The 13638-nt window shown below is 66.4% G+C and carries 10 protein-coding genes and 2 pseudogenes; 5 read left to right on the plus strand and 7 right to left on the minus strand.

The window, feature by feature from the left end:
• Positions 1–380: 380 nt before the first annotated feature.
• The 3 genes from HS041_RS28480 to HS041_RS28490 form a co-directional block, all read right to left on the minus strand.
• Positions 381–905, minus strand: coding sequence for a P-loop nucleotide/nucleoside kinase family protein (locus tag HS041_RS28480; RefSeq protein ID WP_196443914.1), 525 nt, complete (start codon positions 903–905; stop codon positions 381–383).
• Positions 906–946: 41 nt separating this feature from the next.
• A complete protein-coding gene (locus HS041_RS28485) occupies positions 947–1840 on the minus strand; it encodes an IS5 family transposase (RefSeq protein ID WP_196443915.1) in 894 nt (297 codons plus the stop codon).
• 322 nt (positions 1841–2162) lie between these two features.
• Entirely contained in the window at positions 2163–2525 is a 363-nt protein-coding gene (locus tag HS041_RS28490) for a transposase (protein WP_196443916.1), read from the minus strand.
• A 260-nt stretch (positions 2526–2785) separates the two neighbouring features.
• On the opposite strand from HS041_RS28490, the gene HS041_RS39825 reads away from it, so the two are divergent.
• The 4 genes and pseudogenes from HS041_RS39825 to HS041_RS40520 all read left to right on the plus strand — a co-directional run.
• Positions 2786–6061: an RHS repeat-associated core domain-containing protein gene (locus tag HS041_RS39825; protein WP_196443917.1), complete on the plus strand. Its 3276-nt coding sequence runs from the start codon at positions 2786–2788 to the stop codon at positions 6059–6061.
• A gap of 214 nt (positions 6062–6275) precedes the next feature.
• Positions 6276–6812 carry a DUF2716 domain-containing protein gene (locus HS041_RS28500; RefSeq protein ID WP_196443918.1) on the plus strand — a complete coding sequence of 179 codons (537 nt, stop codon included), beginning with the start codon at positions 6276–6278 and terminating at the stop codon, positions 6810–6812.
• 601 nt (positions 6813–7413) lie between these two features.
• Positions 7414–8427 carry an IS630 family transposase gene (locus tag HS041_RS28505; protein WP_196443919.1) on the plus strand — a complete coding sequence of 338 codons (1014 nt, stop codon included), beginning with the start codon at positions 7414–7416 and terminating at the stop codon, positions 8425–8427.
• Positions 8428–8753: 326 nt separating this feature from the next.
• A pseudogene (locus tag HS041_RS40520) lies at positions 8754–8834 on the plus strand (helix-turn-helix transcriptional regulator); the annotation flags it as partial.
• Between the two features lie 19 nt (positions 8835–8853).
• On the opposite strand, the gene HS041_RS28515 reads toward HS041_RS40520, so the two are convergent.
• Entirely contained in the window at positions 8854–9585 is a 732-nt protein-coding gene (locus HS041_RS28515; RefSeq protein ID WP_196443920.1) for an SDR family oxidoreductase, read from the minus strand.
• Between the two features lie 114 nt (positions 9586–9699).
• On the opposite strand from HS041_RS28515, the gene HS041_RS28520 reads away from it, so the two are divergent.
• Positions 9700–10539: a LysR family transcriptional regulator gene (locus HS041_RS28520; RefSeq protein ID WP_196443921.1), complete on the plus strand. Its 840-nt coding sequence runs from the start codon at positions 9700–9702 to the stop codon at positions 10537–10539.
• Between the two features lie 183 nt (positions 10540–10722).
• Here HS041_RS28520 and HS041_RS28525 read toward each other — a convergent pair.
• The 3 genes and pseudogenes from HS041_RS28525 to HS041_RS28535 all read right to left on the minus strand — a co-directional run.
• A pseudogene (locus HS041_RS28525) lies at positions 10723–11471 on the minus strand (IS630 family transposase); the annotation flags it as partial.
• Positions 11472–11669: 198 nt separating this feature from the next.
• Positions 11670–12236, minus strand: coding sequence for a TIGR02391 family protein (locus HS041_RS28530; RefSeq protein ID WP_196443923.1), 567 nt, complete (start codon positions 12234–12236; stop codon positions 11670–11672).
• A gap of 532 nt (positions 12237–12768) precedes the next feature.
• Positions 12769–13629: a hypothetical protein gene (locus HS041_RS28535; RefSeq protein WP_196443924.1), complete on the minus strand. Its 861-nt coding sequence runs from the start codon at positions 13627–13629 to the stop codon at positions 12769–12771.
• Between the last annotated feature and the right edge of the window lie 9 nt (positions 13630–13638).

Genomic DNA, 13638 nt, shown 5'->3' on the forward strand with positions numbered 1-13638 from the left:
ACGGTCAGGATCGCGGCGGTGGCGTTCGCCAAACGGCGTCTACGCCTTCGAGGACTGGAGGAGAGCGGTAAGGGCTCTCCACTTCCTGTCGTTAAGGTCACTCAGGTCTCCTGCATACATACAAGTGGCCCACGCTAAAGCTCAGGGCATACGAACACATGTTCGACTTCTCGAAGATATCAGTAAATTTACACAAAGAAAGATCCCTGATCAAACTGACTCTTGTGATCAAATTAACCAACGACCTGCAGGAGCGCCGGCAAGGGAGGTGGCAGCGCACGGCGCCGCTGCATCGAGAGTTGGACTGCACGTCTTAGGGTCTGTCCGGCGGATCATTCCGGGCACGCCCGCTACGGCTGCGCTGTCGTGGGCCTCAGCAGTCACGCGAACGACGGCCACCGGTTGGCGGCCCACTCCCGCCAGCCCGCCCAGCCGGGCGGCGGGCCGGCGGCCCCGCGGCCCTCCAGCTCCGCCGCGTCGGGCTCCTCGAAGTGCGCCTGCCCGTGCAGGATGTCGGCCTCGGACATTGGCAACGTTTCCTCGGGGGTGGTCGCCCAGCGATGGGCGATACGGGCGCGTTGGGTCGCGTGGTCTACTGGCAGGTAGACCATGCGGAAGCACGCGTCCTCGGCCTCCACCAGCCAGCGGATCGCAGACCGTTCGTCCCGTGACCAGCAGCCGTAGTCCATGACGACGTTGGTGCTCAGCTTGACCGCCTCCAAGGCGAGCCAGAGCATGCGTCCTTCCAGCACGTCGCGCTTCCCGTCCGCCTCCGCCTCGCCGAACAGGGCAATCATCCAGTCGTCGGGCGTCAGGCGCAGCGCGCCGTGCTCCGCAGCGAGCTGCCGAGCCCTCGTGGTCTTTCCGGCCCCTGGCAGGCCGACCATCAGGAACAACGTGGTCACACCCAGATCGTGGCAGGGAAGCCAATCAGACGACCACCGCTTTATCTGCTCGCCCACGGACTGAGCCACAGACGGATGGAGGCCACGGTGACGGTGCCGTGGAAGACGTAGGCGCGCTTGTCGTAGCGCGTGGCCACGGCGCGGGAGTGCTTGAGCCGGTTGATCGTGCGCTCGACCTCGTTTCGGCGCCCGTACTTCTTCTTGTCGAAGCCCGCGGGTCGACCTCCTCGACTTCCTCGGCGTCGACGGTTGGCCCGCTGGTCCTTCGGTTCCGGGATGGTGTGCTTGATCTGGCGTCTGCGCAGGTAGCAGCGGTTACGGTGGGAGCTGTACGCCTTGTCCCCGCCCAAGTGGTCAGGGCGGGTACGTGGATGACCACCGCCGAGGCGCTTGACCTGGATGCGTTCGAGGACCGGGATCAGCTGTGGGCTGTCGCCCCACTGACCAGGGGTGATCAGCAGTGCCAGCGGGCGGAGGCCGCCTTCTCCGGCAAGGTGGAGTTTGCAGGTCAGACCGCCTCGCGAACGGCCGAGTCCTTCGTCGGGACGGTGCTGTCGAGGCGTTGATCTTCTCTTCGGCACCCGCGGCGTTCTGCGCGGTGCCCCAGCCGCGTGCTGGTGCGCCCGGCACGAGGTGGAATCCACGCTCACCATGCTCCAGTCAACCTGCGCTTGGTCGTCTGCGTGTGCCTGGATCGCCTGAAGGATTCTCTCCCAGGTGCCATCCGCCGACCATCGGCGATGGCGCTCATAGACCGTCTTCCAGCTCCCGAACCGGCTTGGCAGATCTCGCCATGGGACACCCGTGCGGACCCTGAACAAGATCCCGTTGATCACCTTGCGGTGATCAGCCCAGCGTCCTCCCCGGAGACCGGACTTCGGCAGATGCGGCGCAAGTCGCGCCCACTCTTGATGTGTCAGATCGCCCCGCCCCATGACCGGAACAATGACCCAACATGGCGCTTCACATGATCTGCCGGACAGGCCCTAGATGCCGAGACGCGCTTCGAGCCCGGCCCGCAAGGACAATGCCGTTTAGTTAACGATCACGCCTCGGACCTGGGCTTACCGAGGGAGGAGGGCGACGGTGGGCGGGCCGGTGTACCGGATGCCCTTGTCGGAGAGGCGACGTTCGCGGTAGCTGCTGCGTCGGGTGCGCTTGACAGCTCGGGGGTAGCTGCGGTGACGGCGGGCGGGGTTACGGTTTCGAGGTCGGCCGACCCGCAGGACGGTGCGCATCCAGAGGCCGTCGTGGGGCTCAGGGGGGAAAGGCCGCTCGGCCGGTGACCGATCGGCGCACGATGCGGACCATGGCCAGGAACTTGATCCGATCGGGGTCGACCCCGGCGGTGGTGGCCGCGACACAGATCAGCGTCGCGAGGGCCCAGTGGGTGAGGAGGTAGGCCCAGATCTCCTGCCGGACCAGAACCGGGGTCCGGGACCGCAGAATCCTGCCGGGCCTGCGCAGATAGGTCTTCAACTGATCGAACCCGGTTTCGGCCTCCCACCGCTCGTGGTAGCAGGAGGCCAGCTGCTCGGCGGTCGCATCGGCCGGGTCGAGGATGGTGGTGATCAGCCTGATGTGGTCGCCCTTGCGGTCGGGCACGGTGTAGTCGACCACGCGGACGATACCGCCCGGTCGGGATCGAGAGGCCGGCCCTGGCAGGCGTCCTTACGCAGCCGATCCTTCTGTGACCAGTGCAGGCCCACCGCAGGGTTGGTGATGACCGCGAGCCAGGACCCGTCATCCAGGTCCCGCAGCCAATACGGCCGCAGCCCGGCCTGCACTCGCCATACAAGCTGAGCACCGGGCTGCCGACCTCGGTCAAAACTACCAGTCCCCCGGCCACCGCCGGCACCGCGACCACCGCGACCACCGCGATGACCACCACCACCGAGATCGACAACGCCTACAACCTTCCAGTTGCTGCGATCGACGCCGCCGGAGCCCGCACCGACCTGACCTACGACGCCCTCGGCCGGCTGAACAAGGTGTGGCTGCCCAACCGAAGCAAAGCCAGCGGCCAAAGCGCCAGCACCGAATACAGCTACAGCATCCAGGCCAACACGATCGTCGCCGTCGGCAGCCGCACCCTCGGCCAGGACGGCGCCTACACCCCGTGGAGCTACAGCCTGTTGGACGGGCTGCTGCGCCCGCGCCAGAGCCAGGCCCCCGGGCCGAACGGCGGCCGGCTGCTGACTGACACCCTCTACAACAGCCTCGGCAAAACCGACCGCAGCTACGCCCCCTACTACGCCACCGGCGCGCCCGAACCATCACTGTTCAAGGTCACCGAGGGGGTGGAGTCCCAGGTCGCCTACACCTACGACGGCCTGGGCCGCGTCACCGTCGAGCGATTGCTGACCGGCAACGGCACCGGCGAAGAGAAATGGCGCACCACCACTCGCTACGGCGGTGACCGCACCCACATCGACCCGCCCGCCGGCGCCACCCCGACCACCACCATCACCGACGCCCGCGGCCAGGTGATCGAGGCCCGCCAGTACAAGGGCGATGCCCCGACCGGTGCCTACGACGTAATCACCTACGACTACACGCCGTTCGGGCAATTGTCTAAAGTCACCGACGGAGCCAGCAACGCCTGGAGCTACAGCTACGACCAGCGCGGCCGAAAGATCCAAGAAGCCGACTCCGACAAGGGCACCACCTCCTACACCTACGACAACCTCGACCGCCGCATCACCAGCACCGACGCCCGCGGCACGACCATCCACACCACCTACGACGGCCTGGGCCGCACCACCCACACCCGCCAGGGCTCGGCCACCGGCACGCTGCTGACCCAGTTCGTCTACGACACTGTGCGCAAGGGACAGCTCACCTCGGCCACCCGCTACGTCGCCGGGCAGGCCTACACCTCCACCGTCAACATCTACGACAACCTCAACCGGGCTGTACGCAGCACAGTCACCATCCCGACCGCCGAAACCGGCCTGGCTGGCTCCTATCAGTTCAACACCGCCTACAACCTCGACGGCACGGTGCAGTCCACCAGCTACCCGGCTGCCGGCGGCCTGGCCGCCGAAGTGGTCACCTACGGCTACGACGAGCTGGCCCGCCCCACCACCACCGGCTCGAACCTGGCCACCTACGTCACCCGCACCCAGTACGGGCTGACCGGAAAAACCGAGCAGTACGAAGTCGGCACCACCGCAGGCAAGAAGGCCTGGTTCACCTACCTGTATGAGTACGGCACCCAGCGCCTGGCCACCTCCCGCGTCGACCGCGAAGGCCAAGCCGGCATCGACCGCTCGGCCGGCTACACCTACGACCCAGCCGGCAACATCACCTCCATCGCCGACACCTCCCGCTCCGGTACCGACAACCAGTGCTTCACCTACGACTACCTGCGCCGCCTGACCGAAGCCTGGACCGAAGGTGACACCACCTGCTCGACCGCTCCAGCCGGTGACGCGGTCGGCGGCGTGCAGCCGTACTGGCACTCCTACACCTACGACACCACCGGTAACCGCACCAGCGAGATCCAGCACGGCATCGCCAGCACCGCCGACACCACCCGCACCTACACCTACCCCGCGCCCGGCCAAGGCCAGCACCGCCTGACCGGCGTTCAGCAAAGCGGCGCCACCGGAGAACGCACCGACACCTTCACCTACGACGCCACCGGCAACACCACCACCCGCACCCTCGGCGCCACCACCCAGACCCTCACCTGGAACGCCGAAGGACGCCTGGAAAAGGTCAGCGACGGCAGCAAAACCACCTCCTACCTCTACGACGCCACCGGCAGTCGGCTGATCCGGCGTGACGGCACCACCGTCACCCTGTACTTGCCGAACGGGCTAGAGCTGAAGAAGGCCACCGTGGTTTCGGCCACCCGCTACTACAACCACGCCGGCCAAGCCATCGCCATGCGCACCTCCACCGGAGGCGTGTCCTTCCTGGCCCCCGACCACCAGGGCACCGGTCAGCTGTCCATCAACGCCAACACCCAAAACGTCTCCCTACGCCGCACCTTGCCCTTCGGTGGCCTACGCGGCTCGAGCGGCCTGTGGCCCGGCGAGCGGGGATTCGTCGGCGGCACCAACGACAGCACCGGCCTGACCCACCTGGGCGCACGCGAATACGACCCGGCCACCGGCCGGTTCATCAGCGTCGACCCGATCATGGACCTGGCCGACCCCCAGCAGATCCACGGCTACACCTACGCCAACAACAACCCCGTCACCTTCTCCGACCCCACCGGACTGTTGCTGGACGGCGGCGCACAGTGCGGTATCTACTCCGCTTGCAACTCCGGTGACCCATGGCAGGAGGGCTACGGCCCCGACAGCGGCAGCAGCGAAGGCGGCGGAAGTGGTGCTGACGCTGGCAGTGTCACTGGCCCTGTCAACAGTGGAAGTGGCAGCCGCTCCACAGGCACCACGGCGCCGTCACCATCTCCTGCACCCGCTCCTTCCACGAATGCGCCTGTACCAGCTGCTCCGGTAGAGCCGATTCCTGTCGCGAGCCCGACTCCCAGCCCAAGCTCGGGAACAAACCCAGCTATCTACCCCATCCTGTGCAGGATTAGCCCTGAGTCGTGCAATACGACAATTCAAGACGCTGCGCACGCGCTTTTCGGTGGACTCGGCTTCGTCCCTCTAGTCGGAACTCCCGCCGACGTACTGGACGGTGTTACAAATCTTTCCGAGGGAAACTATGCGGAAGCAGCACTATCAGCTATCGGCATCATCCCATTTTTCGGAGATCTTATCACCGGAAAGAAGATCCTTAACAACGCCACAACAAACGCTGCTAGGGCTGGGCTTCGCAGAGACCTTGCGGTCGCAGAATCTGCCAACACCGCTCTGGAAAGCTTGAGGTCGACAGGCCAACTCCCCTCTAATTATGTGACGAAAAACCAAGCCAAATCCGCTGGCTGGGAAAGTGGGAAAGCCCTAGGGAATTACGTCCCAAACGGTCGAATCGGTGGAGATGCATTCAATGACCCGGCTTCCGTTGGCTTGCCGGTGGCCGCAGGCCGTACATGGAGAGAGGCGGATATCGGTCTCACGTCGTCGCGAAGTCGCGCCGAGCAGCCGGGTGCACGGCTACTCTACTCTGATGACGGACTAGCATATATAACTACAGACCATTACAAAACGTTCTATCAATTGCCAGACTGGAAATAAGGCATAGTTTAGACGTTGGTCAGATAGCAGGGATCAAGCGAGGTATAAGAACGACCAAACCTCGTTCAAACACAAGTTAGCCGAATGTCTGGGATGAAAACCATCCCAGACATTCGGCTAACTTGCGATAGGAGAGACGTACAAAAAATAACAAATCACCTCCTAGCTGGAGTGGAAGTGTGCCAAGAGAGGGCCCTTGGTGTATCATTATGAGATGGAAGAAGATGCATACATGGAGCTCGAGGGGGCCGAATATGTCAAGGCTGCAGACTCATTTCGCAGTAAATTTCATTTTCACCCTAGCTATTATTCAGAAGAATGGCCAAGCATTCGAGAGCCGAAGCCCTCGTTTACGTGGAGCTTGCTTGAGATTATGAATGATCCCATAGAAGAAAGCATGGAAGGAGTGAAAGTTTCCCGTCTTCAGTCGATGATCGAGCAGGGGATATCCGTATGTACGCCACCGGGAGGCTGGGTCTACTCTATAGATTGGTATCATGAGGCTATACGGTTTCAACCGCGCTCTGTCGGAGGCTCAGGACAACGTCGATGGCCTGGATCCATATTCCCAGATGGTGACTATTACATTTACGTCTCGGAAGACTTGAGCTTCGGGACCTTTGCGCATCCTTGGGAGAAAACGCTATGCATATTCGGCGGAGAGCTAATCTCGCTAGTCTACGAAGGTGTAACTGCTATTGTTGGAAGCCCTGTTCGTAGAGATGGGCACCACATCGTTGATGCCGAGTAACCCCAGAGAACCGGACCGAGGATTGCCCACTAAGCTTCACTTTTAACCCGTGATGGGGCGTCAGGCAGCCTGGTTGGTCGTTTTGATGGCCGGATGACGGGCAGCAGGGCCGCGAGTGGTGCCACACGGACGGCCTGGAGAGCGCCCGCAGGGTTGAGGTGCGCTGGCGGGAGTACCGACCTCCGCATGAACAGAGCGAAATCCACACCGTACACGCCCCGGGGTCAATCGGTGAGCCGGTAACAGTTTCTCCCAGGGCAGGCGTAGATCGGTGACGATGACGCGGGCCAGGCGCAGCTGGGTGTAGGCGGCGATGATGAGCCAGGTCCAGCGCTCGGCTTGCTCGGGAGTGCGGGGCCGGGGCAAGGTCCAGCCAATGCCGTTTAGATAGATCATCTGGGCGGCAGGGCACCTCGGGTGGTGGGCACGAGTCGGACGGTGGGTGGCCCGGCGTGGCGGGTGCCCTTGTCGGAGGGGCGTCGTTCGCGGTAGCTGCTTTTTCTGGGGCGCTTGACGGCTCGGGGGTATTGAGTCGATCATAAGTTTTGGTACTTGCCGGGGGCGGTGAAAGATCGCGTTCTGGTGGGGTCATGCTGGGAGAATGGCCAGGAAAGGTCGCAGAGCGACGTTCGAGGAGAAGGTCTTCGCCCTGAGGCTGCTGGAGCAGGGCATGTCCCCGGATCGGGTGGCCGAGGCACTGGACGTGGGCCGCGAATCGATCTTCCGGTGGAAGCGCCAGGCGCGCACCGGCGGCAGTGAGGCGCTGCGGATCAAGAAGGCGCCGGGCCGGCCGCGGCGATTGCGACCCGGCCAGGAGCAGACCGTCAAGGCGGTGGTGCGCGATGTCACCCCCCGTCAGGTGCTGGGCAGCGCGGTGGTGTTGTGGACGCGGGCGCTGGTGGCGCTGGTGATCGCGGCCTGGTTCGGCATCGGGATCTCGGTGACCTCGGTCGGGCGGCTGCTTCACGAGGTGGGTCTGTCGGTACAGCGCCCGGCCTATCGGGCGATCCGGCGCGATGCGGCGGCCATCGCCCGGTGGATGCACACGACCTTCCCGCGCCTTCGCCGCCGTGCCCGCCGGATGGGCGCGCTGGTGCTGTTCGCCGATGAGATGAGCATGCGCGTCAATCACCGCTCGGGCACCACCTGGGGCCTGGTCGGCAAGACGCCGGTGGTGTGCGCCGGAGCCGGCCGCCGGTCGATCAAGATGTTCTCGGCCGTCGGCGCCGACGGCACGCTGCGCTACCGGCTGGGCTGTGGAGCGATGGACCGCTGGGCCTTCCTCGGCTTTTGCACGCAGCTGCTGCGCAGCATCACACAGCCGATCTTTTTGGTCGTGGACGGCTCCTCCATCCACACCGCCGCCGCGGTCGGCCGCTTCGTGGCGCGCACCGGCGGGCGGCTGCGGTTGTTCTTCCTGCCCGCCTACGTACCCGAGCTCAATGCCGACGAGTGGGTCAACCAGAACCTTCGGACGCGGGTCGCCCGCCAGGCGGTGGCCGATGAGCACGGGCTGGCCGCGGCCATGCACTCCGGCATGCGCCGGCTGCAAAAGCGGCCCGACATCGTCCGGGCCTTCTTCGCCGATCCGCACCTGGCCTACATCACCGGGTAGCGCTGATAGTCCCAAAATTTACGGCCGACTCAGTATGCACCCTTGGGTTCATCAAAGGCCAAGGTCGTTCATGGCCAGCCGGTCTCGGAGCGGTACCAGGCACTGCCCAGAACACGACGACGGCGGCCGGCCCGGTGAGCGGCTGGGACGCCTGAGCCGGTGTACGAAGCCGACCCTCGCGCGAGCAGGCATTCTCTGTCAGAGCAACGCTCGACACCGGACCAGGGCATCCATGGACGGGCCGGTCACGCGCTTCCTTCTCTTCACCATCACTACAAAAACCTCAACGAAGAGGACGAGGCTTCACCGATCCCGAGACCCCTGCCACCCACTTCAGCCGCCTGTTCAAACAGGCCTACGGCATGACGCCGCGAGAATGGCGGGAACTGAAGACCTCGCGTCCGTGAACGGGCTTCGGGGAGGCCGTTACCAGGGCACCACCCCGGCGTCCTCGAAGAACGCACCGGTCGGGCCGCCGTCCGGCAGGGTGGCGAGCCGGATCGCGATCGCCGCGCCCTGCTCGGGCGTGCGCACGCCGCGAAAGCCGTTGAGGTCGGTCGCGACAAAGCCGGGGCAGGCGGCGTTGATCAGGATGGTCGTGTCCCGCAGTTGTTTGGCGTACTGGAGGGTGACGGCGTTGAGAAACGTCTTGGACGGCGAGTACGCGGCCGACAGCGGCCCGGTCACGGCCAGGTCCGTGGACGTGGTCTGCCGGGTGAGGGAGCCGACGCTGCTGGACATGTTCACGATCCGCGCAGAGGCGGAGCGGCGCAGCAGCGGCAACATCGCATTGGTGACGCGGATGACGCCGATCACGTTGGTCTCTACGGCCGCACGCACGGCCGACAGGTCGACCGTCGTGGGATCCTGCGGCATGCCGCCGGTCACCGCGGCATTGTTGACCAGCGCGTCGAGCCGCCCGGCGCGTTCTTCGACGAGCCGGGCCGCGGCGGCCACGCTCGCGTCGTCGGTGACGTCCAGCGGCACACCGAACGCGTCGACGCCCGCCGCGCGCAGCTTCTCCACGGCCGATTCCCGGCGTCCCGCATCCCGGGCGCCCACCCCGACCCGCCAGCCGAGGCCGCCCAGACCGGCCGAGATCTCGTAACCGATTCCCTTGTTCGCGCCGGTGACCAGCGCGATTGACTGTTCGCTCATGCCTCGATCCTGGCGGCGCACCGGCTGCGGTTTCCAACACCGCTTGGGTGCCCGGCGATACCTCAGCGGTATCAATGCGGTGCGGGACGGGCCGCTCCGCCGTACGGTGAGGGCATGGAAACGCGAGAGCTGCGGTATTTCGTCGCGGTCGCCGAGGAGTTGCACTTCGGGCGGGCCGCGCAGCGGCTCGGCATCGCGCAGCCGCCCCTGTCGCGGGCCATCCTGCAGCTCGAACGCAGGCTCGGCGTCCTGCTGCTAACCCGCACCAGCCGCGCTGTCGCGCTGACCGAGGCCGGCTCAGTCCTGCTGCGCGAGGGCCGGGCGGCCCTCGACGCGGTCGAGGCCGCCGAGCGCCGCACCCGACGAGCCGCGACTGGCCGACCGGGCCTGGTCCTCGTCACCAAGGCCGGAGCCGTTGGCGAACTGCTGGCCAAACTGCTCGACGCCTACGCCGCCGAGCCGGATTCCGTCGCCGTCGAAGTCATCCTGTGCGGGATCGCCGAGCAGGAGCGGCTGCTGCGCGACGGCCGGGCGGATGTGGCGCTGCTGCATCTGCCGTACGACTCGACGACCGGATTCGACACCGAAGAGCTGCACGCGGAGGGACAGGTCGCCGTGCTGCCCGCCGGGCACCCCTTCGCCAACCGGGCCGAACTACGGATGGCCGACGTCACCGACCTGCCCGGACTGCCGCAGCCGCGCTGGCCCCGTCAGGACGGCACCTACGCCGATGGGCCCGGCCCGCAGGTCCGCGACCTCGCGCAGTTGTGCCAGCTGATCGCATTGGGCCGCGCCTCGGCGATCCTGCCCGAGTCATGCCGCGCCCAGCTACTCCATGACCTGGCCGTGGTGCCGGTGCCGGACGCGCCGACGGTGACGACCGTGATCGCCTGGCCGCCGCACAGCCGGTCCCTGGCGCTCGCCTCACTGATCCGCACCGCGACCAGACTCTGAACCTTGCCCGGTGCTGACAGCGCCTGTCTGTCGGCGAGTCGTCGGCCCACAATGGCGGCCGTGGATCTACGTGAGTTCGGTGAGTTTCTGAGATCGAGGCGAGACCGCATCCAGCCGGGCGAGGTGGGGATACTGGCCGGGGCGCGGCGCCGGCGGCACCCACTCCTGCAGGCAGTACCACGACAGGAACTTCCTGAACTCCACCGCCCGGTGCCGCCGGTGCAGGGAACCGATCACCTTGCCCGAGGCCGCGTCGACGGCGGCGAACAGCGTCGTGGTTCCCGAGCGGATGTAGTCGTGGGTGGCCCGCTCGGGAACGCCGGGCATCATCGGCAGCACCGGCTGAGACCGGTCCAGGGCCTGGATCTGCGATTTCTCATCCACGCACAGCACCACGGCCCGCTCAGGCGGATCGAGGTACAGGCCCACCACGTCGTGCACCTTGTCGACGAAGAACGGGTCGGTCGACAGCTTGAAGGTCTGCGAGCGGTGGGGCTGCAGGCCGAAGGTCCGCCACACCCGAAAGACCGTCGACTGCGACAGGCCCACCTGCCGAGCCATCGACCGCGTCGACCAGTGGGTGGCGTTTTTCGGCTTGGTCTCCAGCGTCCGCGCGATCAGCTCGGCGATCTGCTCGTCGCTGACGGTGCGCGGCCGCCCTGGGCGTGGCTCGTCCGACAGGCCCTCCAGCCGGTCGGACAGGAACCGTCTGCGCCACTTCGACACCGTCTCCCGGGACACCCCGATCTGATCAGCGACGATCTTCGTGGAGACGGGGAGCCCGTCCTCGCCGGCGCATCACACGCCAGGATCAGCCGGGCTCGCAGGGCCATGTCCTGGGCGCCTTTGCGTCGCCGCGCCCAGCGCTCAAGCTCTGTCCGCTCGTTGGCGGTCAAATCCAGTGGTGCGAGCTTCGGTCCAGGACGCGCCATAACCGAACACTAGACGAACTACTGACTCAGGACACTAGGTGATGACCGGCGGATCTTCGGCCTCCTCACCCTCTACAGCCGGACCAGGGAGGCCTACGACCGCGGACGCGACTTCATGATCCGCCATGATATACCCGATGCTTTCCTCCCCGACCCCGAGCCCACCCGCTTCACCTCCTCGAAGGGCGGCCGTTAGGGTTACGGCAGGGACTGGCGAGCTGTGGCTCGCTCGATCTGCCGTAGCAAGAGATCTGCGAACTGGATGATTTCGGCAGCCTCGATGGGGTCGTCGAAGTCGACCGTGCGGTGACTGGACGGATTCTTGGATGCGCCCATGGCGCCCGCGAAGAGAGCCGAAGCCGCTTCCTGCTCGCCAGCTTCGGCTCCCGCGTCGGCGAGTGGGCCGCCGGTCTTGCCTTTCTGATGCGGCTGGAATGCGGCGCGCATCAGGCCCACGCCAACCAGGGAATTGGCCAGGCCCGATGCCTCCCGGACGGCGGCCTCCACTGCCTTCATCGCGGAGAAGCACGCCGTCTCGTAGTCACCCAGGTCAAAGTTGGTGCGCACTGTCGTTCCTTCGAGCCGCGGGTGCAGCGGCCCTGAGAGCCGCTCGCGCGCTTGAAAACGTTGGAGCCCTTGGGGGTCTTTCACCAATTCCCTGCCCTCCCGCGACACCCGACAGAAGCCTTCGGACTGCGTGGGGTCCCGGGACAGCAGGGCGCGCGACTCAAGCCACGTCCACGCATCGGCCAGCCGGTCCAGCAAAGCAGGGGCGTCCGGCTCTCCTTGGAACGCTTGTTTCGCTGAGCTGACTAGTCCGGCGAACTGAACGTGCCGACCGCCGCTGGCGAGGTTCTGCAGGAGAAGGAGCGTAACATCCCGGGTAGGCAACCGACGGAGCGGTTCCGCCGGAACAGGCGGCTGACGTGTGATCACAGTCTCACGCTACGGCTTCTGGCTGGAGAAGTGCCTGAGGATTTCCTCGCCGGTGCCCGCGGAAAGGCGGGTTTCCGACATGTATTGCTCGGTGCACCTAGTGTCGGCTTTCGGTCTCGCGCTTGGCCCGGTCGCGGAGATGTCCGTTAGAGGAACCTCCACCGGACACTCCCGATCATGGACAACAGGAGGACGTGACCTGCGCCGATGCCGTCTCATCCAGGTGGTCCGGTGAACCGTCCGGTGACGGGAGGCCAACCGTTGCGCTTGCTCGGGAGCGGACCAGGCCGGTTCGTGGGGCGGGCCGGTGCCGCCGTGTTGTGCGGCGTGTTCTGTACCGGCGGAGGGCGGGACGGTGCGGTCAGCGCGGTGCGAGCGCGGCCGGCAGGACCGGCAGGCCGCTTTCGGCGTCCAGCACGATCCGGTCGCCGACCGGCTCATCCAGGATGGCGGTGATCTCGCCAAGGACCAGCATGGCGGTGCACATCCCGCCGCTGGACTCGGTGTCGACGTCGACCACGACCACCTCGGCGCTCTCATAGACGTGGGCGCCGTGGACGGTGTCGCACTGACCGTGGCCGTAGTGCAACCGCATCCGGCGGGGGTCGCCGGCGGCCGTCTTGAACGAGGTCACCTCCTCGAGCCCGTCCTCGGGGGTGGGCCGGGGAGTGATCGCCGCGGGGTCGACGGCCAGCACGCTGACGCGGGCGGGCACGTCGGCGACGGTGAAGCGCCAGGCGGGCACGTCGACCATGCCCCGACTGGTGGGCACCGGCGTGCGGCCGAGTTCGACGGCGGTGACCCGCAGCGGTCGGCAGCCGGCCGCAGGACAGTCGGCGTCGGGGACCTCGTCGGGCATGCTCAGCTGCGCATACGCCGTCGCCGCGGTGATCAGGCCGACCGTCAGTGTGGAGCCGTCCGGCCAGCGCAGCCGGGCCGGGGACGGAGAAGCCGCGGGCAGGCCGGTGGCCAGCTCCCAGGCGCCGTTCATGGCGCTGACGATCGCCCAGTCCGGCATCTGCCGGCGGTCGACCTCGAGGGGGCGCAGCGGCACGAACCCCTCCCGCCAGGCGCGGTCGGCGGATGAGCCGCGCCAGCGGTCGGCCGTCTGCCGGGCGCGGTCGCGAAACTCCGCCGCGTTCATGCGGCCGTCGTCGCAGGAGGCCAGTGGTAGCAGGGCCAGCAACGCCAGCGGGATGAGGAGGGTGATCGTCCGGCGCACAGGGGGCTC

The organism is Planomonospora sp. ID67723 (genome assembly GCF_015711605.1).
Taxonomy (GTDB): Bacteria; Actinomycetota; Actinomycetes; order Streptosporangiales; family Streptosporangiaceae; genus Planomonospora_A.

Excerpts from the sequence above, each read along its gene's own strand:
- HS041_RS28485 (WP_196443915.1), bottom strand. The coding sequence starts at position 1,840 with ATGGGGCGGGGCGATCTGACACATCAAGAGTGGGCGCGACTTGCGCCG.
- HS041_RS39825 (WP_196443917.1), top strand. The coding sequence starts at position 2,786 with ATGACCACCACCACCGAGATCGACAACGCCTACAACCTTCCAGTTGCT.
- HS041_RS28500 (WP_196443918.1), top strand. The coding sequence starts at position 6,276 with ATGGAAGAAGATGCATACATGGAGCTCGAGGGGGCCGAATATGTCAAG.
- HS041_RS28505 (WP_196443919.1), top strand. The coding sequence starts at position 7,414 with ATGGCCAGGAAAGGTCGCAGAGCGACGTTCGAGGAGAAGGTCTTCGCC.
- HS041_RS28515 (WP_196443920.1), bottom strand. The coding sequence starts at position 9,585 with ATGAGCGAACAGTCAATCGCGCTGGTCACCGGCGCGAACAAGGGAATC.
- HS041_RS28520 (WP_196443921.1), top strand. The coding sequence starts at position 9,700 with ATGGAAACGCGAGAGCTGCGGTATTTCGTCGCGGTCGCCGAGGAGTTG.